A 25,744-nucleotide genomic window follows, 5' to 3' on the forward strand; every position below is an offset into this window, starting at 1 on the left:
TTCTGGTTTTGTGTCGGAACCCGGAGCAACTTCGGACTCTGCGACTTGGTTTTTCTGGTTTTGAGTCGGAACCCGGAGCAACTTCGGACTCTGCGACCTGGTTTTTCTAGTTTTGAGTCGGAACCCGGAGCAACTTCGGACTCTGCGACCTGGTTTTTCTAGTTTTGAGTCGGAACCCGGAGCAACTTCGGACTCTGCGACCTGGTTTTTCTGGTTTTGAGTCGGAACCCAAGCCACCTCCTACTCAACAACCACCCATAACCCCTTTCAAGTCCGATGCTGCACCATGCTAAATCATCAAGATCTCCCGTAAATCCTCTTCCGTCAGACTTCCTGCTGCACTTTCATTCGAATCGATGATTTCCTCGATCAGGTTTTTCTTTTTATCCTGCAGTTCATTCATCTTTTCTTCGACGGTGCCACTCGATAATAATTTTATAACCTGGACGGTGTTTTTCTGTCCTATGCGGTGGGCCCGGTCGGCTGCCTGTTCCTCAACGGCAGGGTTCCACCACAGATCGTATAAGATGACGGTATCAGCACCAGTCAGATTGAGGCCTGTACCGCCTGCCTTCAATGAAATCAGGAAAAAATCGCGCTCCCCCTCATTATACCGGCGGCAGATTTCCACCCGGTCCCCCGAAGGTGTCTGTCCATCCAGGTAAAAAAACGGCAAATCCATAAGGGCCAGTTCTCTGCCAATAAGGTCCAGCATTTTAGTGAATTGTGAAAAGATCAGAACACGTCTGCCAGACAACCTGGATTCTTCAATAATTCTCTTCAGCTGTTCAAATTTTGCTGAACTCCCTTTATATCCATCCACAAACAAAGCAGGGTGGCAGCAAATCTGGCGAAGCCTCGTCAAACCGGCAAGGATTCTTATGCGGTTCTTTCTGATTGTGTCTTTATTTAAATGCTTTAAGGTATCTTCTCTCAGTTTTGCCAGGTATGCAGCATAGAGCTTCTTTTGATCAGGCAGCAATTCAGACGAATCAATCAGCTCCATCTTTTCAGGCAGCTCTGAAAGAACATTTTCTTTCAGCCTCCTGAGCATGAAGGGGCGAACTCTTCTCGCAATCGTCTTCCTTGTTAAATTACCGTAATCCTTTAACCCGCCAAACAATTCAGGGAAGACAACATGAAAAATAGACCACAGCTCTTCTGCTGAATTTTCAACGGGTGTGCCTGTTAATGCAAACCGATATTTCGCATTGATTTTCTTTACTGCTCTCGCTGTTTGGGTAACCGGATTTTTAAATACCTGTGCTTCGTCGAAAAATACTGTGTGAAATTCCTGCATTTCATACCACTTTATATCTTTCAGCACCAGCGGATAGGAAGTAATCACCACATCAACGCCGGATAAATCCATCTGAAGCTCAGCCCGTTCTTTTTGATTTCCATCGATGACAATTGCCTGGATGTCCGGAGTGAACTTCGTCAGTTCGCTTAACCAGTTGTACGTTAAGGATGATGGGCACACAATAAGGGCAGGGCGGGTACTTTCCCGAATATCCTTAAGCTCAGACTGAATAAAAGCAATGCTTTGCAGTGTCTTCCCAAGTCCCATATCATCAGCCAAAACGCCGCCAAATCCATAATGCGCCATTGTCTTTAACCATTTATATCCACTTTTCTGGTATTCCCTTAAAATAGAATCCAGTTTTTCCGGCACAGGAATCTGCAGGCATGATGGATTCTCAAGCTCCGCCAAAAACGTCCGAAAAGATTCCTCATGACAGAACACTTCCTGATCACCAGCTGCGTCCAGCATTCTAAGACCAGATACAATCGGCATGTTCAAACCGCTTTCCAGATCCTCTGCCTGCTCGGGCACAGCTTTCAGAAAACGCTGGATTTCCTCAAATTCCCGTGTTTCCAAAGAAAGGAGCGCGCCATTTTTCAGGCGATAGTATTTTCGTTTCTCCTCAAGTGCAAATAATACATCCCGTATCTCCTGGTCAGCTATGCCGGTCAATTCAAACTTGAATTCCAGCCAATTGGTCCGCTCCTTTTTCATTTTTATCCGTATCTGCGGTTTGGCATTCTCCCTGAAAATCCGGTTTCTGACAGCCGTAGTCGCATATAGTTTCACCAGTTTCTGCAGTTTAGGGACAACGTGATAAAGGAATTCATATTCCAGCTCTTCATTCTGAAGAAAATAGCCGCCATCCGTCTTGGCAAAAGAGCTTTCCTCCATAAGCAGAAGGATCTCATCCTCTAATGCCACATCTCTAATTATCCGCGTGCCGCCCTTCGGCTCTCTGCTCTCCAGCGGATTAATCACGATATTTTCATAATGAAATTCAATTCCTGCCAGCAGCCGGTTCCGCAGACGGTCCAGGTACAGCTTGGCAGTCAAAGGCGTTTTCATAAACCTGTGTGACATGTCTTCAGAAATATGGACATCCCCCAGTTTTCTTAATCCAGGAACCACTTTTTCCAGAAACATCTCCATTTGTTCAGCAGCTATAGGGATTTTGTTTTTTCCGGCAGCCTCAAGCATCTGTGTTAAATCATACAGACGCTTACCTTCATCTTTCCTGAGGGTGATGAATTTTCCGCCGGATAGAACCGCACTATACGAATCCAGGATCAGCAGCCGATCCAGTCCTTTAACATGTAAATAACAATGATTTTTTGTTTCGGCCAGTTCAAATCGCAGTGGCAGCCGGTCCTCTGAAAAAGTCATCCGATCAAATGTTTTTCCTGTTATTTCAAGCTTTACTTTTTCAGCAAACGCCAAAGCAGGCTTCAGCCGTTCCCAGGATGATGGAGGGATTAAGAGCATATGCTTCGATGCTGTATAATCAAAATCATCCATTAAAGCATTGATATAGATAGATTCATCGTGTATTACCTGTATCAGCTGCTGAAGGACTGCATCCGCTTCCGGAGGGAAACAATGCAGGGCGGGATCATAGGAAAAAGAAAGTGATAATAGGCTTGGACTCCCCACTTTAACTGAATGGAGAAATTGACGGATATCCAAGACAGCCATTGGGCCGATAGAAATTTTAATGGCAAACAAATAATGCCCTTTTCCCAAATGAACAGGCAGACACGTAAACTCAGGCTGGAGGACTTGCCTGTTTTCAAAATGAAGCTGGTGTCCGCTTGACCTTCCCGGCTGTTCACTGAAAAGTGTCATAAGGCTATCAGTTAAGGCGTGTTCATGAGAAGCTTCAAGGCTTCCAGCTGATAGGGCTGGCAATCTATATTGCTGCATATCATGAATTGCCAGCAGTACAGCCGCAGCATGCTGGCACTCTTTATCAAATGATGCAAGCTTGGGACAGCTGCATGTAGTTTTAAACCCATTACTTGAAGTTTTCTCTACTTCAACATAAAACTCTTCACCAGCAGATACCGTTGCCTTACATATATCACCATTGTATTTATTTATCGTTACTTTATCATTCCTGAAAAACGCGTCCCCTCTTTTGAAGGAGACAGTACCGCACATTTCTTTTATCATTTTGTGAGTCAATTTAATATCCACAAATGTTCTCCTTCCGGGAAAATCTATACCAAAATTGTATCATAATCAACTGCCTAAATTCATTTTAATACAACACAAAAAGGGGGAGCATATCCCCCTTTTGAATCATCAATTATTTAAGTTCCCCTTCCAGCCGGATAATCCATTTATAAAATACCACCACTAATAGAAGGAGAATTGGGTCAAGTATTGCCGCATGCCATAATCTCCACCAGCCATAGTTAAAATACCCCCAGGGTTCCGGCAATAAGGCGATGACTTCATATAGCAAAATGGCCACGACACAAAAAAAGATATAAGAAAAACGTTTAATAAGATCTCCTTTAAAAGGATACCAGTTCAGAAACATCATATTCACCGGGGGCACCAGCGCAATGTGCGCCAAGAGCCCTGGCCAATTTGGCTCCTTGTCAAAGTACCAATATCCCCAATATTTAAACTCGATCATAACATCAAATATCAGCTGAAGGGATATTGTGAATGTCCATATATGTAAAATTTGGTTTTTCGACAAACGCTTATTTGTTTTAAAGGCAATAAGATTAAAAAGAATAGTGGCTGCCAGCAGTCCAATCATAGCAAAATCCTTTTTATTTGTTAATGTCTCTTAAATGGCTTTTTTTATTCCTGATTTGGTAACATTAATCATATTAACTGTGATTAAAAGGAGAATTTAATGGAGCCCTCATTACTTTCAATGTTTCTTCCGGCCATTCAGCAGCTTCCTTTTGGCAGGCCGCTGACAAGGGATCAATTGATTACCCGGGATTTTTTAATAAGTAAGAATGGAGATTTAGAAATATATTTTGCCCCGCACAACGAATATATCAATAATAATGCGAAAATTGTCATGGTCGGAATTACTCCTGGTTGGAGCCAAATGAGGATTGCTTTTGAATCATTCATGAAAGGACTGGAAGCAGAAAGGAAGCTAGACACAATACTGAAAGAAACCAAGGAAACTGCCAGTTTTGCAGGAGGGATGAGGAGAAATTTAATAAGCATGCTGGATCAATGCGGCGTACAGGATGCCCTTGGCATAGATAGCTCTGCTGCGCTATTTGAACGAAATAGAGAACTCCTGCACACCACTTCCGTTGTAAAGTACCCTGTTTTCTACCGGGGCAAAAATTATACCGGACACCAGCCTGATCCATTAAAAACAGAAATTCTTGCTGAGTACGCAACAAAAGTATTCCCGGAAGAGCTGAAACTAATTAATAGTGATGCACTCATTATTCCGCTAGGGATAACCGTTGAAAGGATCCTCCGTCACCTGTACACAGCCAATCAGCTTACAGGACATACCATTTTATTTGGCTTCCCGCATCCTTCAGGTGCAAATGGCCACAGGATTAAGCAGTTTGAGCAGAACAAATATGCTATGACCGGAATCATTAGAAAGTGGGGAGAACAGCTATAATCAAAGAGTCTATTTCCTTCTTTAAACACCATAAAAAAAACTGCTTAAACCCATTTTAGAGGTTAAGCAGCCGTTTCCTTAAGGCTGTTTCTCAAGTGCCAATTTAATGCCAAATCCCATTAAAACCGCACCAGATAATCCTTGGATCATATTATTAACAGCAGGTTTTTTCAGCCAGGCCCTGAAAAAGTCTATCAAATATACATAGAAAAAGAACCATATGATTGTTATAAGACTATATAGTAAGCCCATGGCAAGAAATTGCGCAAAGTGATTCCCTTCCGTGCTTAAAAATTGAGGAAAAAAAGTTAAAAAGAATACAGCCACTTTTGGGTTGGACACACAAGTGAAAAAGCCTTGAAGAAAATGCGATTTGTTCTTCTTATGCTTTCTCTCCATGTCAGCCGGTTCTTGTTTATTCGATAGAGACTTTAACGAAACGATGCCCAAATAAATAAGATATATCGCACCAGCATACTTAATGAAAGAAAAAATGTATGCAGACTTTACAATTAATGCCGATAAGCCAAAAACGACAGCCATTGTATGGACCATCAGCCCGGCGACAGATCCGAACATCGTTTTAATGCCGCTTTTTTTCCCGCTTGAAATCGTGTTTTGAATTAGTATTCCTGTATCGGGTCCCGGCAAAATGACTAGCAGAAACGACATAAACAAAAATAATAGCAAATTCTCCATATCACACCCACCTGATAAAAATTTTAAGAATATTATATCAGTTTTCATGAAATTTCCAATAAAAAAGAGCAGTTTCCATAAAGAAAATCTGCTCTAATCATCTTATGCTTTTACTTCTTCTAATCTTTCTTCCACTTCTGCCTCTGAAAGGCCATGCTCAGCAATATAACGGTTCCGGGGATTCGTGCGGCATTCATGAGAACAGCTGCGCATATATTTATGCTCATTTTCTTCAGAGCAAAGGATTTTTTTATTGCAGGCAGGATTTGCACAGTTGACATAGCGTTCACAAGGCTCGCCTGTGAAGTAGTCCTTACCTACGATTACATGCTCCTTTTGGTTAACCGGTACGCCAATGCGATCATCGAAAACATAAAGCTGGCCATCCCAGAGCTGACCCTGTACCTCTGGGTCTTTTCCATATGTGACAATTCCTCCATGAAGCTGGGCTACATCTTCAAAGCCTTCTTTTACAAGCCAGCCGGAGAACTTTTCACAGCGGATGCCGCCTGTACAATACGTAATGATCTTTTTATCGCCAAGCAATTCTTTATTTTCACGGACCCAGTTTGGCAGGTCGCGGAAGTTTTCAATATCCGGCCTGATCGCTCCTCTGAAGTGTCCAAGATCATATTCATAATCATTTCGTGCATCCAGCACAATCGTGTCTTCATCCTGAAGTCTTTTGTAGAACTCTTTTGGCTCAAGGTATTTGCCAGTAATCTCGTTCGGGTTCACATCGTCTCCAAGGCGAAGTGTTACAAGCTCAGGGCGTGCTCGAACCTTCATCTTAGGAAATGCATGTCCATCTGCTTCATCTATTTTGAAAACCATCTCCGCAAAGCGCGGATCCTGCTTCATCGCTTCCATATAGCGGTCGGTCTGTTCCACTGGTCCGGATACAGTCCCATTAATTCCTTCATTCGCAACAAGAATACGCCCTTTAAGGCCCAGCTCATTGCAGAATGCTTTATGCTCCCTTGCGAACTCTTCAGGGTCCTCAATAGGAACATACATGTAGTAAAGTAATACTCTGTACGGTTTTTGACTCATTTGTATTTCCACCTATCACTTAATATTTGCAAGATATATCTGTTAATAGGTTAAAACAATATATACTTACCTAGATAAGTATAACAGATGATGTCAAGTTTCAAAATTTTCGGAGAGCGAAAGATTAATGGAATCTAATTCAATTCCCATGTAAACCACTTTCCATGCCCTTCTGTTTGGCCAACCAGTTTCTTGTATTCTGCGGCATGCAAATAATAATCAAGATGCAGATTCCTGTCCTGGATATTATTATAAATATGAAAGATATCCCTCATGCGTCCGCTTGCTTTTATTTTTGCAAGCAGATTCTCTTTTACTTCTGGCGGCATTTGATTGGCCACGTGTGTGTGGAATACACAGATTGAATGTTCTTCAGGTATACCTTCAATCAAACCTGGCAAAAGCTCAACACCATCTCCTTCTATAAGGGAGATTGGGTTTTCCCTAACACATTGGGCAGCTTTTTCGAATAGAGTTCTTCTCTCCTCATGTTCAGGCCAGATAAGTGATTTTAGCCACAAAAAATCTTCCCCGATATTCAAGTCATTTATATGAAGATCAATGCCAATTCTTGAAGCAACCGGCGGCATTTTTTCAGGAAAAACCGGGACTTGGCCCCCCTTGATTTCAGAGGATAAATGAACGTTCGCGCTTGGATTCCCGTATGTTTCTCCTGTTCCATAAGAGTAGCTGTATTGATCCCAAAGAAGCTGCAGGCCGGCGCTAGTCCCTATCTCAATCAGAGCCAGCGGCTTTTGGGTTTGCTGGTAAATATAAGCGAATACCGTGTACAGGTAAGCACAGCGCCTTACTTCATTCGTCTGAACTATTCTTGTTTGTATTATCTCTTTAATTTCTTGTGAATACAGCCTGCAGAAATCTTTAAAGCTTTGAAAGGAATCCTGAGGGTTTCTTGGATCCTCCACTATACTCGGATAGAATTCCTTAAGTACATGCTCTTTCCCTTGTAACAGCAGATAATGAATGGCTCCAAAAAACAAATTTGGCACTGGCTGGCCGTCTCTCGCCTCAGATGCCAAAACCAGCAATTCCTCATCCTCTGCAATTTTATTAGATAAAAATTCATAAAGATTACTCGAACCGCGGCATTCATATTTTCCAAAAGTCTTAAATTTCAATGATAAGTTAGGTATTAACATTTTCATCCCCTCCGAGACCGTAAGTATCTGTGTTCCAATGCTTTGAACCTGTTTTCCTCTTACCGGTCCATCCGGCTTTTTGAAGCTCTCACGCAATTAACAGGTTAAAAAAACCGTGTCCCGCGAGAACAGCAGAATGATGTTCTTTTGCAATTGAGGTTAATAATAATGATGCTTGCTTTGCCCGCAGCTTTGCATCCCTATATGATTCACACCCCTGCGAATAGCCGCATATCCAAAGTAATCTTAATACCAGTGCCCAGGTTTTGGGCCTTAATTTCAGTCCCGGCAAATTACTGGCAGGAAGGGGCAATTCAGCTTCTCTGAATAATCGGTCTGTTCGTATCTTTGCGAGGGGGTTTAAGCATTTAGCGGACTCGATAGACCTCTTCAGATTACTCGTAAGTATAAAAGATGCTGAAACCCCTTTTTCCAGAGCATCTGAAGGACAAACTTCATCTTCAAGAATCCCTAAGCGGTTATACGTTTCAACCCATTTCTTAAATTCACGGCTATTCAGGCGGTGATCTTCTATATGCGCTGACCTGCCATGTCTGATAAGTGTTATTTCCATATTAAAACCCCAAAATTTATATATTTTTATCCTTTATGGATAATTTAATTAACATGGAGGTGAAGACCATGCGGGAACAAGAATATCCAAATGTAAAACTCGGCGGCAAAAAGGTGCACGAAAAGGGAAATGGCGGAGACCAGGTGCGCGGACATGAAAAGGAAAATAAAAACGGCACATTTAATACAAATCCAAAATCTGATCTATAGCCAAAATAACGGGACACCCCCATGTTGAATGGCGGGTGTCTTTGAAAAACATCTAGGCCCAATCCCTTTTTCTAATGGTGTAATGGAAAAACTGTCCTCCATCAATCTCTATTTCGCCAGCAAGCTTGAAGCCGCATTTTTGCAGAACTTTGTTGGAACTGGCATTGCTGGTTAATGCAACAGCATTTAGTGTTTCAAGAGCCGTTTTTTCAAAAAGAAAACCTATAAGTCCTTTTGCTGCAAGGGTGGAATAACCTTTATTCCGGAAGTGCTTTGAGATGGCATAGCCAATTTCCCTGTTCGGTTCCGGCAATTCATCCTTTATACCTGTATTGCAAAAGCCAATAAACTCTCCAGTTTTTTTTAAAATGATTCCCAAATTCAAAAAGCCGGCATCTTTCAGATCTGGCATTGAAGACTTGAATTTTTCATTTGCCGGAATTTCATAATTATTCATCCAGTCCACCCGCTGCTCAAGCGTAGCCTGTGCACCTGGAATAAACTCATAAACTTCCGGCTGGGAAGTAATTTCATAGAGTGCCTGGACGTCCTCCATTCGGTATTCCCTGAGGATTACTTCACCGCAATCAATTATGATTTCTTTTTTCATTTTTTCATCTCCATTGCGTAAACATCCAGTGTGTGTTCTTCAATCAAATCTATGTTTCTTTTATTTTTAACATATTCCAAAATATGTTCTTTCATATTAGGATACAACACTATATTGGCCAGTTCAGAAAGCGGCACCCACCTAACGCCTGCTTGGTCAAGGTCCGGGGCTGAAGGCATTTTAGGCAATGAGTCTTCCCTTAACTGGCATTCAAACATTAAGCCCAGTGAATGTATCTGTCCATACCTAAATTCATTTAAATGAGGGGCATATTCATAAACGAACGCCAATGGGCCGACCGTCACATCTACAGATGCCTCTTCTTTTGCTTCCCTTTTTACTGCATCAATTACTGATTCTTTGGGTTTAACCCCTCCTGCAGGCAAATTGTAATGAAGGCCTCTCTCATCCTGAAACTCAATCAGCAGAATTGAATTATTTTCTATAATTACTGCACCTGCTCTGACTCTAATATGATAGGTCATTCGCTCTCAGCTGCCTCCTAAAATAACTTTCTGCATTTAATAATAAAAGCAGCGGGTATTGCTCTCGCCTTTTCATAGGAATACCATTGATTGGCATGCCGCTGAACATCTTGCTCAGTAAGACTTACATCTTCAATTACCCTCTCAATCACAAACCCGTTTTCAATTAATAGATTGATATATGTACTTAATTTATATTGCTGCATAATGGCAGGCTGGTTCCATGCAATGTGCTGATAGGGGCCTTCTTCATGATAGGATTTATCCATAATTAATACTCCATTTTCAGCCTTAATCCGGTTATACAAGGGATGCTCCCAGCTGAAAATAAACATCCCGCCTGATTTAAGATAGGAATGAACGTTTTTCAGCGTCTCTTCTAAATTCGTGGTCCAGCCAATCGCATAAATGGAAAAAACGGCATCGAAATAATCAGCAGGGATCCCGGGATTTTGTTCCATCGGGGATTCAACCAGCTTTACTCTTGAGGAGGAATTTTTCAAAAGTTCCTTGGCAGCATCGATTTGTCGGGACGATAAATCCAATCCCCATAATTCACCTGCTCCCCGCTGGTCCAAATACTTTAGGGAATGCCCGCTGCCGCAGCCAATCTCCAGCATCTTTAAACTGCTCACATCTCCAAACAAGTGAAGGTCATCTTCAGTTGGCGCCAATGGTCCATATTCAGGCAGCGGATTGCGACCATAAAACCTTTTAGCCGCTTCATCCCAGCTTTTCTTATTTAATTCCAGTGTTTCATTAATCATAAATAACTCCCTTAAACCAAAAAATAGTAAAGCTCTTCCTCTCCCCATATCTCTCCGGTGGGGGAAAATCCGAAGTTTTTATAAAGTATCCTTGCGTGTTGATTATCTTTATGAACCGTTAAGCGGATTTCCTCGCATTTTGGAAATTTACTTTTTATCCAGCTGATCATCACGGCTAATGCTGCACGGCCATAGCCTCTGCCCTGATACTTCTGATCAATAAAAAAACCGTTTATCCAATACATATTAACTGTATCCGGTTCATAGGCATGCATGATGAAACCAACCATTTTATCATTGTCATAGATTGAGAATGGAATATACTCTACTGCATCCCCATCTGGTTTAATATAAACCTTGGCAAGTGATACAGCCGCTGAGGGAACGAAATCACGCTGCCATTCTTTTACCTTCATCTGTATGGCTTCTTCCCAGTTGTCTCTTGTGACGGGTTTTAACTTAATGGTCATTAGCCTCAGCCCCTCTTACAATTTCCTGTTTTTCTCACCATCATCAATAATGATGCTTACATAAGCGGCCTCTCCATTTTCAACATGGTTTTTGATTTGTGACACATCGATCTCTTTCTCAATCCGGATGAGCTTTACCTCGTTAGGGAGCAATTTAACGTTAGCAGGTTCACCGCTGTTCATCAGTGAAAGCATCTTTACATCCTCTTCAAATAAATATCTGTCATAAAAGCCGATAGTAAAAGACACTTCTTCATTGCTGTAATTTTCAAATGGCAGCTCACACTTTCCCTTCAAAGTATCTTCACCAATCATTACAAACTTACATTGACTTTCATCTTTTATATAGGAAACGGCATTGATGCCATTGGCCAGCGTTTTTTGATAAGCCTCTGCCAGAGAAGGAGGCAGAAGGGAAACGATGATGATAACGGCAAAAAATGATCGTAAATGATATTTTTCGAGTGAACGATGAAGCAAGACCATACCCAGGACTAGTAATATGAGAATAAATAATCCTGCAAAATTAAAGCCATCTGCCGAGTTGATTGGGATATTTAAAATTGTTATTCCCGTATCACCTAGTCGATTTTCATGCGGAAAAGGGAAGTTTAATGCCATGGAAATAACGATTAAGACAGTTGATGTCAGAAAGAGCTTTTTATTTTTAATCAAGTCAGATCCTCCTTTACTTCTTTTCTGAGGATCCAAACGATGCCCCGAAAGCAACTCCCATGGCAATGCCCAAAGCCCAATTTTCAAAAAGCATTCCAAAAACTAATCCCAGCGACAGACCAGAGGCCATTCCGCTTCCTGAAAAACCCCAATTCACTTTTATCATCCATTAAACCGCCTTTAAATGTTTTACCTTATATACGATCTAATAGAAGTTTAGTTTCATATTTTTGGAAAAAAGAATTCTTATCATCTCTGAGCTGCCAGCTGTCTTTTTAACACCCGAATTTGCCCCCGATGGCTGATTTCATCCTCCATAACGTGATACCAGAACCAATAGTTGTTGAAAGGGACTCCATTGTTCCACTTTCCTTCTTCATATAGCCAGCTATCCTGTTTGGATGCTAAAAGGTTTAACGTTTTCTCTCTAAGTGATGATAGGTCATCCAAGTAAAATTCTAGAGGATGATGATTAATTTCATTCCTTGCTTTCTCACCCAATTCATACGCAGCGGCCCATCTTGAATATTCTTCATCGTTAAGATCTCTATTTTCAAAAGTAATGATTTGGTGAACATATTCAACAAAAGCAATATGCTTCAAAAGTGATCCAATTGAATTACTGTTATCATCAGGAAGAAAATCCAGCTCTTTCTGTGTCAAGCCAGCAACATCATTAAGAGTCACAGACCTGGCATGTTCAAGCATTGACACAAGTTCTCCAATTTTTTCATCGTAACCTTTCACATGTTTAATTCGATAATCTATCACTTTTAAATTCTCCCTTCTTCTTTTTCAGGGAAAAGACTGCCGGGATGGCAGTCTTTAACATTATGCTATCGTATCCAGCAGCTCAATATCTAAATCCTCAATATTCTCCCAGCTATGATGGATTTCTAGGTGCCACTCATTTTTCAGCCGATTGTATCCCTTTTCTTCAATCCAGCTGTGCAATTCCCTATAGGAATTTCCAATCTCATCATTAGGTCCATTGTGCCGGATAGAGGCATATTTTTGCGGTGGAATTTCTAATGAGAACATTCCATCAGGAACTCCGATAAATTCCTTTACCTCAATGCCAATCCAATAGCCGTCTTCTTCAGGAGAGTCTTCCTCCACTTTAAAAGCACCAACAAGCCGGTCTGGATTTACAGCTCCCTTAATTTCTGTAAGGCGTTCCGTAAATAATTTAATAGCCCGCGGAATTTCAGCCAGGTACTGATCCGGCGGGCATAAGACGCGGATCCCTATTAGTCTCAAACTTCCGCGTTCTGTCTCAGAAGCCCGCAAAATCAATTCAGACATCCTTTCCCTCCTTATTAAGCAATGGGCAATGCCAGTTCTCTAAACCTCTCAGCTGCTTTTTGGATATCTGTGTCAAAGCCCATTTCGTTCATTGTTTCACCGATTAGCACAATGGCCCTTTCAAGCATGTCTTCAGTCGTATTCCCCATATGGCCGATTCGGAATGCTTTCCCCGCAAGATGAGCCAGGGCACCGGCAACAATAACACCTTTTGTCGCAAGAGAGGCCCGGAATTCAGCATCATCCATACCTTCAGGGTAAAGGATACAGCTGAGAGTAGCTGCAGCGGCATTTTCATCAGCAATTGCCTTCATTCCATATTCAGCAAGCGCAGCCCTGACAGCTTTTCCAAATGCTTCATGGCGCTTGTAACGGTTTTCCATTCCTTCCGCTAACACCAGCCTCATTCCCTCCTCATAGGCATAAATCAGATTAACAGGTGGCGTAGCAAAGTACTTTTGCGGATCATGCATAATGGGAATCCAATTATAAATATCGCAATAGTAGGCAGGAACCCGTTCCATTTGTTCACGGGCAGCCAATGCTGTCTCATTGAATGCCACAACAGCGAGTCCTGGCGGCACACCGATCGCTTTCTGTGAGCCTGTTAATACGACATCAATTTTCCCTTCGCCATATGACTTGCTCATATCCTCTTCCATCGCAGCCGTCGCACAGACTCCATCCAGAATAACCAGTGCCCCATGCTTTTTAGTGATAGGTATCAGGGAATCCAGGTCAGCCGCAACACCGGTTGAGGTATCAGCATGGGTTATCGTCACCGCTTTATAGGAACGTGATGCAAGTTTTTCCTCAACAGCGGCGGGGTCCACCTGCTTCCCCCATTCGGATTGAATAATATCTGCCTGTATTCCGAACGCCTTGGCTAATTGCAGGAAACGATCACCGAAAAAGCCCTGGCTTATAATCAATAGCCGTTCTCCTGCTGCTACCGTGTTCACCAGAGCCATTTCCATCGCAATCGTACCGGAGCCGGAGATCACAAACACCTCACCATCTGTCTTCAGCATCTCCCTCGTTTTCTCAATCGCACTCTTATAAACAGCGGCAAATCTCGGATCCGTATGCCCCCTTGTTTCCTGTGACATCGCCTCATAAATCGAATCCACAACAGGTGTAGGTCCCGGGATCAAAAGCATTTCCTCGTTTGGCATGATAAATCCTCCTTTGGTTGGTTTTAGATATCTAAATGTTTCGACATTTCCTATTAAATACCTCTTTTAATTCCTTTTTGATTCGTGGATTCATCTGGGAACATGAGTGTATATGTTCTATTTTTCTGAGCTCCGGTTTGGGGGAGATTGAGGGATTGAAGGAGCCTTGTTGCGGCATGGGATGAAGAAACATGCAGAAAGTTTCTGAGTTCCTTGTTTGTGATGGCAGGTCCCAGCAGAAGACTATAGTCATGTAATGCTTTCATATGTGCTGCTTTGCTGGTAATCTTGCATTTTGGACAGTACCATGTGCGACTTACTCTTTCAAGAGGCAGAAAGCTGCATGCAGGGCAGAACACGCCCGTAAGAATTTCAGATTGATTGATCTGGAATCTTGATAGAATTGAGCTTTCCTGCTCAGTGCTCTGCTTCTTTAATAAGCGAATGATCTTTTTAAGGAGTTTTTCACTGATATCTTTCTTAATTGAACTCTCTATCTGCTCAATTTTTATAGGAAGAGTATTTCGGTGAATAACTTTACGGCTGAGGTCAATATGATGGGGAATGACTTTAATTCCTGTATGCGGATTACTAATGACTACAAAAGAATAGGCCGGTAATTCCTCATTACTGGCATTGGCTTTAAACCACCTTCTAAGTTGTGATGCCTGCCTATTTACCTGAATTAAAGGGCAAGGAAAAACTTGCTCTTTTCCATTCTTAATACGAATTAATTGATTATATACTGTATCAAAATGCAGGATTCCTGTTATATTTTTCACTTCAAGTATTAGTGCGAACTTTTTCGTAAGTATAAGAGTATCGATTTGGAAAAAGCGATCATTATCCGGCAAGCGGAGATCATGAAGAATAAAATATTCCTTACTGTCCAGAAAATCAAGTTGAAAATCCAATGAAGTTTCTCCTTTATAACCGGCAAGTCTTTTATTCATTTCTTCGTTAATGAGTGTGATTTTTGGGTGATGGGATGGAAGCCTGCGGAGGAGAGCTTCTGTTTTGCGAATCAAAAGAGGGATTTTTCGTTCTTTGAGGATCATTTTTTCACTCCATTCTTGTTTCGTACTAAAAAATTCAACAATATTCCTGCAAACCCTCTATGGAAAGCTGCGAAAAGAGTGTTTATGTGCGGATAGCCGAAATTTGTGTGCGGATAATCGATTTTGTGTGCGGATAAGCAGAAAATATGTGCGGATAAAAATATTTCTGTGCGCTCACAGCTCAGCTCAGCACACCAAGAAAAATGTCAGGGCAAAAGCTCATTAAAGAGGGATTTTTCTTCTTTGAGGATCACTTTTTCACTCCATTCTTGTTTTATACTAAAAAAATTCAACAATACTCCTGCAAACCCTCTATGGAAAGCTGCGAAGAGAGTGTTTATGTGCGGATAGCCGAAATTTGTGTGCGGATAATCGATTTTGTGTGCGGATAAGCAGAAAATATGTACGGATAAAAATTTTTCTGTGCGTTCACAGCTCAGCTCAGCACACCAAGAAAAATGTCAGGGCAAAAGCTCATTAAAGTGGGATTTTTCGTTCTTTGAGGATCATTTTTTCACTCCATTCTTGTTTCATACTAAAAAATTCAACAATATTCCTGCAAATCCTCTATGAAAAGCTGCGAAGAGAGTGTTTATGTGCGGATAGCCGAAATTTGTGTGCGGATAATCGATTTTGTGTGCAGATAGGCAGAAAATATGTGCGATTAAAAATATTTCTGTGCGCTCACGCCCACAGCTCAGCTCAGCACACCAAGAAAAAAAGACAGGGCACAAGCCCCATCTTTCCTCAACCTCAATTATGAAAATTAGTCCCGTCCGTTGTCGCTTCAATAATACCCGCCCGGATAACGAAGTCGCCAAAATGCTCGCCGTCCTGACGTTCACGGGCGTAGCGCGGCAGGATGACGCGCAGCTCGTTCAGGATTTCTTCTTCCCCGATATTTTCGCGGTACATTTTGCTGAGGCGGCTTCCGTCAAAGGCTGCCCCGAGATACATATTGTACTTGCCGACCGCCTTGCCGATAAAGCCGATTTCTCCGAGTGCGTGACGCGCGCAGCCGTTCGGGCAGCCGGTCATGCGGATCGTGATTTCTTCATTCCGCAAGCCCGCCTCATCAGCGATTTCATCAATTTTATCGATCAATCCTGGCAGATAGCGTTCAGCCTCAGCCATCGCCAAACCGCAGGTCGGCAGAGCCACACAGGCCATGGATCCACGGCGCAGCGCACTGTAGCGGCTTCCGTCTGTTAAGCCATATTTTTCAATCAGCGACTCAATCGCAGCTTTATCTTCGTCAGCCACACTGCCGATAATCAGGTTCTGATTGGCCGTCAGCCTGAAATCGCCTTTATGAACCTTGGCGATCTCCCGCAATGCTGTTTTCAGCTTATAATCTTCGAAGTCTGCCACACGGCCTCCTTCTATGAACATCGTAAAATGCCATTTTCCGCGGACACCCTTTACCCATCCATAGCGGTCACCGTTGGAATCAAACTTGAATCCGCGTGCTTCCTCCAGTTTCCAGCCTAAGCGGGTTTCCAGTTCTTCAATAACAGTCTCCAGCCCGAGGCGGTCAACCGTATATTTAAATCGTGCATTTTTCCGGACGGAGCGGTTTCCGTAATCCCGCTGAATCGTAATAGTCTTTTCAGCCACTTCGTAGATTTTATCTGGCGTCACAAAGCCAATTACCTTCGAAAGCTGCGGGTATGTGGCTTTATCTCCATGAGAGAAGCCCATTCCTCCGCCAATTGCCACGTTAAAGCCTGCCAGCTTGCCATCTTCAACTATCGCTATAAAGCCGAGATCCTGTGAAAAGACATCAATATCATTGGAAGGCGGTACAGCGATCCCAATCTTAAATTTCCGCGGCAAATAAAGCGGGCCATACATCGGCTCAATCTCTTCATCCACTTCTGGAGAGCCGGCTACTTTTTCTTCATCCAGCCAAATTTCATGATAGGCACGTGTGCGGGGCAGAAGATCGTCACTTAACATCTTCGCCAGCTCATACACTTCCTCATGAATTTCAGATTGATCGGGATTGGAGATGCACATGACATTCCGGTTCACATCTCCGCATGCTGCGATCGTATCAAGCATCGTTGAATGAATGGCCTGGATGGTCTTTTTCATATTCCATTTCAGGATTCCATGCATCTGGAAGGTCTGGCGTGTTGTTAATTTGAGAGTGCTGTTGCCATACTTCTCAGCCAGGTCATCCACGACTAGCCATTGCTTTGGTGATGCGACACCTCCGGGAAGACGCAGGCGGAGCATAAACTGATAAGCCGGCTCAAGTTTCTGCTTCTGGCGTTCATTCCTGAGATCCCGGTCATCCTGCAGATAGCTGCCGTGGTGCTTCATTAGTCTGTTATCATCATCCGGGATACCGGCGCTGATCCGATCCTGCATAACTTCCGCCAGCGTTCCGCGCAAAAAGTTGCTTCGATCCTTAATTCCCTCAACATCACTGGGAGGTCCGTCCGGTGCTTTTAATTTTGGGTTTACCATGCTGAAAAACTCCTTTCCTTCCAAATCAATATACGTCGCGCTGGTAGCGTTTATTTTTCTGCATATCGGCAAGATATTCCTCAGCCTGTTCGCGGCTCATACCGCCTTCTTTTTCAATAATATCTATGAGTGTGTTATGGACATCATGCGCCATGTTTTTCTCATCGCCGCAGATGTAGACTGCCGCACCTTGCTCGAGCCACTGGAATAGTTCCCTGCTGTTTTCCTGCATTCTATGCTGAACATAAACCTTCTCATCATCATCACGGGAAAAAGCGACATCCAGCTTCGATAAGACTCCATCCTTTAGCCACTTTTGCCATTCAGTCTGATATAGAAAATCGGTTACAAAATGCTGGTCGCCGAAGAATAGCCAGGACTTCCCTTCCGCGCCGTTTTCTTCACGCTCCTGCATAAAGGATCGGAACGGTGCAATTCCTGTTCCGGGACCAACCATAATAATTGGTGATTCCGGATTTTCAGGCAGTTTAAAGTTTTCATTGTGCTGAATAAATACCGGCAGTGTATCACCAGGCTGGAGGCGCTCTGCACATAGAATCGAGCAGACCCCTTTACGTTCACGGCCATGGGCGTCATAGCGGACTGCACCGATAGTTAAGTGTACTTCATCAGGATTTGCTTCAAAACTGCTGGAAATAGAATATAGACGCGCAGGAATCTTACGCAGTATAGAGACAAACTCTTGTGCCGAACTGCTCCATGGCTTAAAATCACGGACTAAATCAATTAAATCACGCCCATCGATATAGGATTTCAATCGGCTGCTGTCTAATGCAAGCTGGTGCAGCTCTTCATTACCGGAAAGCTTTGCAGCCTTTTCTACAAGCGGCTTGGTCAGGACAGTAATCTCAAAGTGAGACGAAAGTGCATCTTTTAATTTTACTGTTTCCTCCTTCACTCTGACTGCTTCCTCAGGATCCCAGTTCATCTCAGTTAAAAGCAGGTCAACCAATTCAGGATCGTTCTCTGGGTATACTCCCAGGCTGTCACCAGGCTGATACGTCAGTCCTGAACCCTCTAACGAAATCTCTAGATGACGTGTTTCTTTATTGGAGCCGCGGCCGTTGAGATTAATATTCTCCAGCACTTCTGCACGGAACGGATTCGATCGGGAATAAACTGACTCGGCAGGTGCTGAAGCTGAAACTGAAGCGGCTGAAGGAGAAGGACTGCTGCTTTCCCCATCGCTCAAGCCGGCTAATACAGCTTCCGCCCACACTGCTGCAGGCTCTTCGAAATCAAGATCACAATCTACCCTTGGTGTTATTCTCGTTCCGCCAAGCTCCTCGAGACGTTTATCAAAATCCTTCCCAGTCTGGCAGAAGAATTCATATGAGCTGTCGCCAAGAGCTAAAACGGAGTAACGGAAGTCTTCAAGTTTTGGAGCTCTTTTTCCGTGAATGAATTCATGGAATGTTAATGCGTTATCCGGAGGGTCTCCCTCACCATGAGTACTGACGACAATTAACAGGTTTTTGACCTTTTTAAGATTATTAGGCTTAAAGTCACTCATTGCTGAAACGTTTACTTGAAAACCTCTCTCCTCAAGCGTTTTCCCGGCTTTTTTTGCCAGATTCTGCGCATTCCCGGTTTGTGATCCAAATAAAATGGTCACTTCCTTTGGAATAGCCGGCGCCGCTGCCGATGCTGGACGCTCTTCCACTGCAGGGGCAGCCTGCAAAGTTGAGGACTGTATCGCGGCAAGATACCCGCTCAGCCAGAGGGATTGAGTCTCTGTCAGAGTCGGGAGAAGACGATTCAGGAGCTCTGTCTGCTCCTGGTTAAACGGACTGTTCATTACCTGAAGTTGCAACATGATCCACCTCGCAAACCAGCAGAGTAGGGCTGGTTTATTCTTATTTTTTAAAAATTCTTCTTTTCCTATAAAAAAAGTCGGGTTTATAATTAAAAAAATATATATCTAATACTTTACCGAATGATTTAGCATTAGTAAAATAAATATTAATTATCATAACTATTAATATTATTAATTACAAAAGGGTGATATTTTGCATTATGATGCGTTAAAAACATTCGTAACCTTGGCTGAGGTGAAAAATTTTACAAAGACCGCTGAGCTCCTTCTCATGTCGCAGCCCAGTGTCAGCATGCACGTAAAAAATCTGGAAAAGGAATTTCAGACAAAACTTTTTCAGCGTTCACCAAAATACTTAAAGATTACGCCCAGCGGTGAAATATTATATGACCGGGCCAAGCAGATGATTACCATTTATGAGCAAACCAGGCAGGAAATTTTAGATCAGCAGCATACCATTAAAGGGGATTTGAAAATTGCGGCCAGTTTCACAATAGGGGAATACATCCTTCCTCCCCTTCTTCTTGACCTGCAGAATGAATATCCTGAACTGAATCTCCAGATTACGATCGCCAACACGGAGGAAGTTGTCCTGTCGACCCGCTCCCATCATGTCGATATCGGCTTAATTGAGGGCCAGACAAATGAAAAAGAGCTTATCGTGACTCCTTTTTTAGAGGATGAATTATTTATTGTGACCTCCAACCAGCATCCATTGGCACAAAAAGAAGAAGCAACCATTGCTGATCTCCAGGATCAGGCCTGGATCATGAGGGAAAACGGCTCAGGAACCCGGGAATATTTTAACCATGTGGTCAGATCAAATGGCCTTAAGGTGAAATCACTCCTGACGATCTCAAGCAACCAGGGAATAAAAGAAACACTCATCAATGGGCTGGGAATGAGCATTCTTTCCGGAAGCGTAGTCGCAAGAGACGTCAAACAAAACAACCTGTGTATCATCAAGGTGAAAAGTCAGGAATTCAAACGCACTCTGTCCTATGTACTTTCTCCCATAATGCAGGAAAAAAGGAATGTCAGCATTTTTATCGAAGCTCTCAGCGAAAGATGGCATCATAAATAATGGCGCTGAGTCGGAGGTTACCTCGGGCTTGGACTCAAAAATGGAAAAACCTGACCGCTGTGTCCGAAGTTGCTTCAGGTTTGAACTCAACATTAGAAAAACCTGACCGCTGTGTCCGAAGCTGCTCCAGGTTCAGACTCAAAAAAAAGACAAGCTTTTTTTCACACTAGTCCCACTTTATTCATATATTATAGTGTCGACGTGTATAAAATCTGTCCATTTTATTCAAAATAAGGAAAAAATGGCTGAGGTGAAAAAAATGGGATTATTGAATGCCTTTAATGAATGGCGCGAAATGAGATATCAGAATCATGTCAATCGCATGAAGGAAGAAAACAAGTGTCCGGACTGTTACGGCAGGGGTTTTTCACTTTATCCGGGGAATGAATTCGCTTATCATGCTAATCAATTTGACTGCCAGGGCTGCAATGGAACCGGACTGTATTCAGAATGGAATAGCTTATCATAATGAAAGGCCATGATCCATTGGGGATCATGGCCTTATTTTGAACTTATGCTAATGTCTTATTCGACTCAAATTCTTCTTTAACCCTTTTTAAAAGCTCCTTATTTGTTAATACTTCATACCCGGTAAGTGCCATTGCCTTAGCTCCAAGAATCATGGCTTCTCTGGCCTGCTCACTCATTGCAGCTTCACGGAATTCATGTGTATGGCAGGCATAAGCCTCGTTTGTAATTTTAATATAGGGATGAATGGAAGGTGCTGACTGGCTGACATTTCCCATGTCCAGAGAACCTGAGCCATCCTTTTGTTCCATTATTTCTTCCTCATTGACACCTAGGGAAATCAGTTCCTTATTAAATGCTTCTGATAAAGGACTGTTCGTAACCATATCGTCATAAGAGAATTCATAAAAGGACCACTTCATTTCTGCACCAGTCTGCAGAGCTGCCCCTTCAGCACATTTTTTGACCTTTTCTACTAATTCATTTACATATTCACGCTTTGCAGCACGAACATAAAATTGGGCAACCGCATAATCCGGAACAACGTTTGCAGCCTTGCCCCCTTCCGTAATAATGCCGTGGATTCGGGCATCTGGTTTGATATGCTGGCGCAAAGCATTTATGCTGCTGAACGTTTGAAGAACAGCATCCAGCGCATTTATTCCCAAATGCGGGCTGGCAGCTGCGTGTGCTGACTTTCCAAAAAACTCAAACTGGATCGCATCCATCGCCAGTGATGAACCGCTCTTCACATAATTGTCGAGGGGATGAACCATAATCGCTGCATCCAAAGCGTCAAAAATACCTGCTTCGGCCATGGTCACCTTGCCGCCCTTTGTCTCCTCTGCAGGCGTGCCAAAGACAATGACTTTTCCTCCTGTTTCATGAATCACTTTGCTCAGTCCAATTCCGGCAGCAATCCCCATTGTCCCAATAAGATTATGGCCGCATGCATGCCCAACTTCAGGCAATGCATCATATTCAGACATATATCCAATTACAGGCCCTTCTTTCCCGCTGTCATAAGTAGCCGTGAAAGCAGTCGGTAAACCGCAAGTGCCAATTTCCACGGTAAAACCATGCTTCTTAAGCTCCTCTGTCAATACTTTGCATGCCTTGTACTCTTCATGCCCCAGTTCGGGATTCTCGCCTATGTAAGTGCTTATTCTATTAAAATCATCTTGAAACTCATCGATTTGGTTAATAATAAGATTTTTCCCCATATATCTGCTCTCCTAATCCGCAAATCTATATTTATTCATATATAATTATAATAATACATTTCTATATTATTTTACAGCACGAATTATTTCGTTATTTTCTCCAAAGGCCGTTCAACGATCAGTGCGTCCTCCCAATCCTTGCAGACATCCACCCAGGCTTTGGCATCTGAATATGTATTGATTTCATCAGGAGTCAGTTCAATGGCGGAATTGCTGCTTCCGCATGCAGGGAAAAGGGTTTCGAATCTGTTCATAGATTCATCCAGATAGACTTCCAGGTCATTCTTCAGTCCAAATGGACACACTCCGCCAACAGCATGGCCGGTCTGTTCGAGAACTTCATCCGCTGAAAGCATACGGGCTTTAAATCCGAACGTTTTCCGGAACTTCTTGTTGTCAATTTTCGCGTCGCCTGCTGTCACCACAAGAATTGCTTCGTCCCCATTACCCCTGAAGGAAAGCGTCTTGGCAATTTGGGCAGAGCAGACACCGATTGTTTCAGCAGCCTGCTCCACTGTTGCGCTTGAAGAATCAAACTCCATTACATCCTGTTCCCTGTCCCATTTCTTAAAATGGGCTTTCACACTTTCAATTGACACTCAATCTCACCCTTCCCCTTTGTTAAAATGTTAAATATATTCAATATTTATACTTTATAGTTGTCTATTTTAACATACTATCTGAGCCTGTCACCGTGATAATACTCTTTTATCAGAAGATTTGCATTTGCTCTTATTGGTTCCTTGCACTAATATAAATTTATATTAAAAACACAGATTTAAAGAAGGATTTTTTATGAAACAGACTATTCCATATAAATTTATAGGAGGACGCATTGCCAAAACCGGACTGGCTGTTTTTATAACAGCTTTTATTTGTCATATGCTGAATTGGCCAGCCATGTTTGCTGTAATTACGGCCATCGTTACCATTGAGCCCACTGTTGCGGACTCCATCCGGAAAGCATATGTCAGGTTTCCGGCGGCTGCCATTGGAGCGGGATTTGCTGTATTATTTACGTTCATTTTCGGGGACAGCCCTTACAGTTATGCTTCTGTTTCGCTTGCGACAATCATCGTTTGCCATAAGCTGAAGCTTCATGACGGGATGCTGGTGGCTACGTTGACTGGAGTTGCTATGATTTCTACCGTTCATGACCATTATTTGTCGTCTTTTTTCATTCGATTGGGGACTACCACAACCGGTATTGTCGTTTCCACGGCAGTTAACTTTTTTGTCATGCCTCCCAATTACTCAAAATCAATCATAAAAAACATACATGCCTTATACAGAGGTTCCGGTGACATTTTACTTAAAAGAGGCATTGAGATTTTTAATTCACAAGAATCTGATAGGAATGTCCGCTCTGATTTTCAAAGACTTATAAAAGATATCGATAAGACCGAAACATTATGCCACTATCAAAAAGCTGAATACAGATATCACCGATTCAGCCGTGAGGATATGCGCGACTTTCATTATGAATATAAGAAACTGACCATCTTAAGACAAATCACCTATCACACCGGAAACTTGATCTTTCTGGCGCCTGGCCGGCTGGACATTGAGAAGAGCAGGAAGAAGTTCGCCTTGTCAGTCCTTGAGGATTTAAAAGACAGTCTGTATGATCCGGGCTTTCTTATTTCAGAAACCCAGCGGGAAAAAATCAGCCAGGTAACACAATGGTTTATTGAGCAAAAACAGCTGGACCCTGCAGGCGGTTTAAAACCGCGCACACACCACCATGTCCAGCCTGAAACAGCCATTCTCTATGAAATTCTCTCTATCCATGACTTAATTGAGGAATTAAATCAAATTCAAATTATGGAAGTTAAACACCGGAAGCTTTTAAAAGCTCCATTGAAGCAGGTGGCCAAAAAGCGGGAAACAGGCATGAATGAATAAAGGAAGACCGGGAATTCAAATCCCCGGTCTTTTTCCATTATGAAGATATACTCGCTCTACCCATCAAATATCCTGCTATGATTCTCGTTAAAGCATCACGATCCATTTGCAGCATGGGAATCCCTGCAACTGCAAGCAGCTTTTCCGTATTGTCTGACGGGAAATCAATGGTCCGCTGGAAATAATTGTGGAAGATGCTCATTGAATCATGAAATGCCTTTTCCTCACTTGTCATTTCTGCAGATTCTACAGGCACACACATCTCCAATTGCGTAAAATCCAATACCTCTTTTACTATTTCATACACATCTGATTGCAGAGGCGGGTTAGGGTTTGTAATATTGTAAATCCCGCCATTCTCTGCATGAATCAAGGCGGCATGCAGTGTATCTATCACATAATTCACCGGCACGAAATTCTGGGCCACTTCAGGATCCAGATAGATTCTGCAGGTTTGGCCGTTTGGTTTTCGCAGGGACCGTTTTTTTAAGATCTTAATGCCTTTTAAAAATCCGTATAAACCGAAGTTTGTATCAGCTTCACCTGTTCTGGAATCTCCGATGATAATCCCGGGCCGGAGAATTACAATATCCAATTTATCCCGGAATGTATATACCAGGTGCTCTGCCTCGCATTTGGAAGCTTCATAGGGATTTACAAAATGCCTGTCGGCTGAATAAAGAGCCTCCGCCCCCTCAGTCTCTGTCCCAACCGTATAAGCTGTACTGATATATAAAACCTTAGGACAATTTATTTCCAAAGCAAGCTTCAGAACATTTTCTGTTCCACTCACATTCACTTCAAAAGTCTTTTCCCGATCTCTTTCATCAAATGACAGAAGTGCTGCACTATGGTATAAGGCATCTATCTTTCCTTTTAATAAACCCACAAGTTCTCTATTTAATCCAAGATGTTTTTCTGTAACATCGCCTTCCAAAATATGAATCTGCTTGGAAAAGCCGCTTCCTTCGCTTTGCATGAAGGCATCCAGCCGCTTTCTGCTTCTGACTAGTAAATAAAGTTTATGACCTTGTTCCAAAAGCTTTAATGAAAGCTTTTTCCCCAAAAATCCGTTTGCACCTGTAATTAGTATATTCAAAGAAGAATCACAGCCTTTCTATCTAACATCCCTGTAAAAACTTTAGCGGGAAATGCATTTAAAAGCAATGGAAATACATTCACCTGAATCGGTTTTGCATGTTCATAAATAACAGAAGCGCCTGGTTTTTCCCCAGGCGCCATTTTTAGGATAAGTATTTTTGTTTTCTCTCATTCTTTTCATCCCTGTCGCATACTCCCTGAAAAGGACAGGCTGGACACTCATTCATATTGTACAAATCCGAAAACTGCTTTGTGTCTTCAAGAAGCGTCTTCATCATCTGCAGATAGTTTAATTCCCCTTCAAGGCTATCTTTCTACGCTTACAGAGAGAAATTCTACGTTATCCATTTTTGCAGCTTCCTCATTAATTCTCCGAGTTTGCATATCGCAAAATACCTGCAGCTGACGATACTTGTTTTTGAAACTTCAGGTCCAGCAACCGAAGCAATATTAATAATATGGCCTGTTGAGCGGCTCAGCATAGAT

The 25,744-nt window shown here is 42.6% G+C and carries 27 protein-coding genes; 5 read left to right on the top strand and 22 right to left on the bottom strand.

Features of this window, described 5'->3' with window-relative positions:
• Nucleotides 1-289 precede the first annotated feature (289 nt).
• Complete coding sequence (locus tag NAF01_RS15580) at nucleotides 290-3,502, bottom strand: DEAD/DEAH box helicase (protein WP_250800769.1); 3,213 nt, start codon at nucleotides 3,500-3,502, stop codon at nucleotides 290-292.
• Nucleotides 3,503-3,614: 112 nt separating this feature from the next.
• Nucleotides 3,615-4,079: a hypothetical protein gene (locus tag NAF01_RS15585; RefSeq protein WP_250800770.1), complete on the bottom strand. Its 465-nt coding sequence runs from the start codon at nucleotides 4,077-4,079 to the stop codon at nucleotides 3,615-3,617.
• 99 nt (nucleotides 4,080-4,178) lie between these two features.
• Between NAF01_RS15585 and NAF01_RS15590 the strand changes: the two genes are divergently transcribed.
• Nucleotides 4,179-4,925, top strand: a complete 747-nt coding sequence (locus tag NAF01_RS15590) for a hypothetical protein (RefSeq protein ID WP_250800771.1) — start codon at nucleotides 4,179-4,181, stop codon at nucleotides 4,923-4,925.
• Between the two features lie 78 nt (nucleotides 4,926-5,003).
• On the opposite strand, the gene NAF01_RS15595 is transcribed toward NAF01_RS15590, so the two are convergent.
• The 4 genes from NAF01_RS15595 to NAF01_RS15610 form a co-directional block, all read right to left on the bottom strand.
• Entirely contained in the window at nucleotides 5,004-5,624 is a 621-nt protein-coding gene (locus tag NAF01_RS15595) for a LysE family translocator (RefSeq protein ID WP_250800772.1), read from the bottom strand.
• Between the two features lie 102 nt (nucleotides 5,625-5,726).
• Nucleotides 5,727-6,677, bottom strand: coding sequence for an oxygen-dependent tRNA uridine(34) hydroxylase TrhO (locus tag NAF01_RS15600; protein WP_250800773.1), 951 nt, complete (start codon nucleotides 6,675-6,677; stop codon nucleotides 5,727-5,729).
• Between the two features lie 134 nt (nucleotides 6,678-6,811).
• Complete coding sequence (locus NAF01_RS15605) at nucleotides 6,812-7,837, bottom strand: DUF2332 domain-containing protein (RefSeq protein WP_250800774.1); 1,026 nt, start codon at nucleotides 7,835-7,837, stop codon at nucleotides 6,812-6,814.
• 88 nt (nucleotides 7,838-7,925) lie between these two features.
• The gene (locus NAF01_RS15610; RefSeq protein WP_250800775.1) at nucleotides 7,926-8,411 is read right to left on the bottom strand and encodes a histidine phosphatase family protein; all 486 of its coding nucleotides are present in this window, start codon (nucleotides 8,409-8,411) and stop codon (nucleotides 7,926-7,928) included.
• 68 nt (nucleotides 8,412-8,479) lie between these two features.
• On the opposite strand from NAF01_RS15610, the gene NAF01_RS15615 reads away from it, so the two are divergent.
• Complete coding sequence (locus NAF01_RS15615; protein ID WP_175609156.1) at nucleotides 8,480-8,620, top strand: hypothetical protein; 141 nt, start codon at nucleotides 8,480-8,482, stop codon at nucleotides 8,618-8,620.
• Nucleotides 8,621-8,672: 52 nt separating this feature from the next.
• Here NAF01_RS15615 and NAF01_RS15620 read toward each other — a convergent pair whose 3' ends face one another.
• The 12 genes from NAF01_RS15620 to NAF01_RS15675 form a co-directional block, all read right to left on the bottom strand.
• Complete coding sequence (locus NAF01_RS15620; RefSeq protein WP_250800776.1) at nucleotides 8,673-9,230, bottom strand: GNAT family N-acetyltransferase; 558 nt, start codon at nucleotides 9,228-9,230, stop codon at nucleotides 8,673-8,675.
• On the bottom strand, nucleotides 9,227-9,715 hold the full coding sequence (locus NAF01_RS15625; protein WP_250800777.1) for an NUDIX domain-containing protein: 489 nt from the start codon (nucleotides 9,713-9,715) through the stop codon (nucleotides 9,227-9,229). The genes NAF01_RS15620 and NAF01_RS15625 overlap by 4 nt, the downstream gene beginning before the upstream one ends.
• Nucleotides 9,716-9,732: 17 nt before the next feature.
• Nucleotides 9,733-10,482, bottom strand: a complete 750-nt coding sequence (locus NAF01_RS15630; protein WP_163141079.1) for a class I SAM-dependent methyltransferase — start codon at nucleotides 10,480-10,482, stop codon at nucleotides 9,733-9,735.
• A gap of 11 nt (nucleotides 10,483-10,493) precedes the next feature.
• Complete coding sequence (locus tag NAF01_RS15635; protein ID WP_197249412.1) at nucleotides 10,494-10,952, bottom strand: GNAT family N-acetyltransferase; 459 nt, start codon at nucleotides 10,950-10,952, stop codon at nucleotides 10,494-10,496.
• A 15-nt stretch (nucleotides 10,953-10,967) separates the two neighbouring features.
• Nucleotides 10,968-11,627 carry a hypothetical protein gene (locus NAF01_RS15640; RefSeq protein WP_226617561.1) on the bottom strand — a complete coding sequence of 220 codons (660 nt, stop codon included), beginning with the start codon at nucleotides 11,625-11,627 and terminating at the stop codon, nucleotides 10,968-10,970.
• Nucleotides 11,628-11,640: 13 nt separating this feature from the next.
• Complete coding sequence (locus tag NAF01_RS15645; protein ID WP_197249410.1) at nucleotides 11,641-11,793, bottom strand: glycine zipper domain-containing protein; 153 nt, start codon at nucleotides 11,791-11,793, stop codon at nucleotides 11,641-11,643.
• Between the two features lie 83 nt (nucleotides 11,794-11,876).
• A complete protein-coding gene (locus tag NAF01_RS15650) occupies nucleotides 11,877-12,398 on the bottom strand; it encodes a DinB family protein (protein ID WP_226617559.1) in 522 nt (173 codons plus the stop codon).
• Between the two features lie 60 nt (nucleotides 12,399-12,458).
• On the bottom strand, nucleotides 12,459-12,932 hold the full coding sequence (locus NAF01_RS15655; protein ID WP_250800778.1) for a GyrI-like domain-containing protein: 474 nt from the start codon (nucleotides 12,930-12,932) through the stop codon (nucleotides 12,459-12,461).
• A 14-nt stretch (nucleotides 12,933-12,946) separates the two neighbouring features.
• The gene (locus tag NAF01_RS15660; RefSeq protein WP_226617557.1) at nucleotides 12,947-14,107 is read right to left on the bottom strand and encodes a pyridoxal-phosphate-dependent aminotransferase family protein; all 1,161 of its coding nucleotides are present in this window, start codon (nucleotides 14,105-14,107) and stop codon (nucleotides 12,947-12,949) included.
• A gap of 53 nt (nucleotides 14,108-14,160) precedes the next feature.
• On the bottom strand, nucleotides 14,161-15,165 hold the full coding sequence (locus NAF01_RS15665) for a nuclease-related domain-containing protein (RefSeq protein ID WP_226617556.1): 1,005 nt from the start codon (nucleotides 15,163-15,165) through the stop codon (nucleotides 14,161-14,163).
• Nucleotides 15,166-15,918: 753 nt separating this feature from the next.
• Complete coding sequence (gene cysI / locus NAF01_RS15670; protein ID WP_197216810.1) at nucleotides 15,919-17,640, bottom strand: assimilatory sulfite reductase (NADPH) hemoprotein subunit; 1,722 nt, start codon at nucleotides 17,638-17,640, stop codon at nucleotides 15,919-15,921.
• 25 nt (nucleotides 17,641-17,665) lie between these two features.
• On the bottom strand, nucleotides 17,666-19,474 hold the full coding sequence (locus NAF01_RS15675; RefSeq protein ID WP_250802490.1) for an assimilatory sulfite reductase (NADPH) flavoprotein subunit: 1,809 nt from the start codon (nucleotides 19,472-19,474) through the stop codon (nucleotides 17,666-17,668).
• Nucleotides 19,475-19,670: 196 nt separating this feature from the next.
• Between NAF01_RS15675 and NAF01_RS15680 the strand changes: the two genes are divergently transcribed.
• Nucleotides 19,671-20,561 (top strand): LysR family transcriptional regulator, encoded by an 891-nt coding sequence (locus NAF01_RS15680; RefSeq protein ID WP_048009959.1) that lies wholly within the window; start codon nucleotides 19,671-19,673, stop codon nucleotides 20,559-20,561.
• A 259-nt stretch (nucleotides 20,562-20,820) separates the two neighbouring features.
• Nucleotides 20,821-21,030 carry a hypothetical protein gene (locus tag NAF01_RS15685; RefSeq protein ID WP_035329519.1) on the top strand — a complete coding sequence of 70 codons (210 nt, stop codon included), beginning with the start codon at nucleotides 20,821-20,823 and terminating at the stop codon, nucleotides 21,028-21,030.
• Between the two features lie 43 nt (nucleotides 21,031-21,073).
• Here NAF01_RS15685 and NAF01_RS15690 read toward each other — a convergent pair whose 3' ends face one another.
• Together NAF01_RS15690 and NAF01_RS15695 are read right to left on the bottom strand one after the other, a co-directional pair.
• Nucleotides 21,074-22,252 carry a M20 family metallopeptidase gene (locus NAF01_RS15690; RefSeq protein ID WP_048009958.1) on the bottom strand — a complete coding sequence of 393 codons (1,179 nt, stop codon included), beginning with the start codon at nucleotides 22,250-22,252 and terminating at the stop codon, nucleotides 21,074-21,076.
• A gap of 83 nt (nucleotides 22,253-22,335) precedes the next feature.
• Nucleotides 22,336-22,851 (bottom strand): YbaK/EbsC family protein, encoded by a 516-nt coding sequence (locus NAF01_RS15695; RefSeq protein WP_048009957.1) that lies wholly within the window; start codon nucleotides 22,849-22,851, stop codon nucleotides 22,336-22,338.
• Nucleotides 22,852-23,047: 196 nt separating this feature from the next.
• Here NAF01_RS15695 and NAF01_RS15700 point away from each other — a divergent pair, with 196 nt between their 5' ends.
• On the top strand, nucleotides 23,048-24,157 hold the full coding sequence (locus NAF01_RS15700; RefSeq protein ID WP_048009956.1) for an aromatic acid exporter family protein: 1,110 nt from the start codon (nucleotides 23,048-23,050) through the stop codon (nucleotides 24,155-24,157).
• Nucleotides 24,158-24,194: 37 nt separating this feature from the next.
• Here NAF01_RS15700 and NAF01_RS15705 read toward each other — a convergent pair whose 3' ends face one another.
• Entirely contained in the window at nucleotides 24,195-25,256 is a 1,062-nt protein-coding gene (locus tag NAF01_RS15705) for an SDR family oxidoreductase (protein ID WP_250800779.1), read from the bottom strand.
• Nucleotides 25,257-25,593: 337 nt separating this feature from the next.
• On the bottom strand, nucleotides 25,594-25,740 hold the full coding sequence (locus NAF01_RS15710; RefSeq protein ID WP_206701441.1) for a hypothetical protein: 147 nt from the start codon (nucleotides 25,738-25,740) through the stop codon (nucleotides 25,594-25,596).
• Nucleotides 25,741-25,744 lie beyond the last annotated feature (4 nt).

This window comes from Cytobacillus firmus, assembly GCF_023657595.1.
Classification (GTDB): domain Bacteria; phylum Bacillota; class Bacilli; order Bacillales; family Cytobacillaceae; genus Cytobacillus; species Cytobacillus firmus_B.

What these genes read in the sequence shown, in the direction of transcription:
- NAF01_RS15660 (WP_226617557.1), bottom strand. Translation starts at nt 14,107, where the DNA reads ATGCCAAACGAGGAAATGCTTTTGATCCCGGGACCTACACCTGTTGTG.
- NAF01_RS15605 (WP_250800774.1), bottom strand. Translation starts at nt 7,837, where the DNA reads ATGTTAATACCTAACTTATCATTGAAATTTAAGACTTTTGGAAAATAT.
- NAF01_RS15645 (WP_197249410.1), bottom strand. Translation starts at nt 11,793, where the DNA reads ATGATAAAAGTGAATTGGGGTTTTTCAGGAAGCGGAATGGCCTCTGGT.
- NAF01_RS15625 (WP_250800777.1), bottom strand. Translation starts at nt 9,715, where the DNA reads ATGACCTATCATATTAGAGTCAGAGCAGGTGCAGTAATTATAGAAAAT.
- NAF01_RS15610 (WP_250800775.1), bottom strand. Translation starts at nt 8,411, where the DNA reads ATGGAAATAACACTTATCAGACATGGCAGGTCAGCGCATATAGAAGAT.
- NAF01_RS15595 (WP_250800772.1), bottom strand. Translation starts at nt 5,624, where the DNA reads ATGGAGAATTTGCTATTATTTTTGTTTATGTCGTTTCTGCTAGTCATT.
- NAF01_RS15665 (WP_226617556.1), bottom strand. Translation starts at nt 15,165, where the DNA reads ATGATCCTCAAAGAACGAAAAATCCCTCTTTTGATTCGCAAAACAGAA.
- NAF01_RS15635 (WP_197249412.1), bottom strand. Translation starts at nt 10,952, where the DNA reads ATGACCATTAAGTTAAAACCCGTCACAAGAGACAACTGGGAAGAAGCC.
- NAF01_RS15585 (WP_250800770.1), bottom strand. Translation starts at nt 4,079, where the DNA reads ATGATTGGACTGCTGGCAGCCACTATTCTTTTTAATCTTATTGCCTTT.
- NAF01_RS15615 (WP_175609156.1), top strand. Translation starts at nt 8,480, where the DNA reads ATGCGGGAACAAGAATATCCAAATGTAAAACTCGGCGGCAAAAAGGTG.
- NAF01_RS15700 (WP_048009956.1), top strand. Translation starts at nt 23,048, where the DNA reads ATGAAACAGACTATTCCATATAAATTTATAGGAGGACGCATTGCCAAA.
- NAF01_RS15620 (WP_250800776.1), bottom strand. Translation starts at nt 9,230, where the DNA reads ATGAAAAAAGAAATCATAATTGATTGCGGTGAAGTAATCCTCAGGGAA.
- NAF01_RS15685 (WP_035329519.1), top strand. Translation starts at nt 20,821, where the DNA reads ATGGGATTATTGAATGCCTTTAATGAATGGCGCGAAATGAGATATCAG.
- NAF01_RS15655 (WP_250800778.1), bottom strand. Translation starts at nt 12,932, where the DNA reads ATGTCTGAATTGATTTTGCGGGCTTCTGAGACAGAACGCGGAAGTTTG.
- cysI (WP_197216810.1), bottom strand. Translation starts at nt 17,640, where the DNA reads ATGGTAAACCCAAAATTAAAAGCACCGGACGGACCTCCCAGTGATGTT.
- NAF01_RS15710 (WP_206701441.1), bottom strand. Translation starts at nt 25,740, where the DNA reads ATGCTGAGCCGCTCAACAGGCCATATTATTAATATTGCTTCGGTTGCT.
- NAF01_RS15690 (WP_048009958.1), bottom strand. Translation starts at nt 22,252, where the DNA reads ATGGGGAAAAATCTTATTATTAACCAAATCGATGAGTTTCAAGATGAT.
- NAF01_RS15600 (WP_250800773.1), bottom strand. Translation starts at nt 6,677, where the DNA reads ATGAGTCAAAAACCGTACAGAGTATTACTTTACTACATGTATGTTCCT.
- NAF01_RS15590 (WP_250800771.1), top strand. Translation starts at nt 4,179, where the DNA reads ATGGAGCCCTCATTACTTTCAATGTTTCTTCCGGCCATTCAGCAGCTT.
- NAF01_RS15630 (WP_163141079.1), bottom strand. Translation starts at nt 10,482, where the DNA reads ATGATTAATGAAACACTGGAATTAAATAAGAAAAGCTGGGATGAAGCG.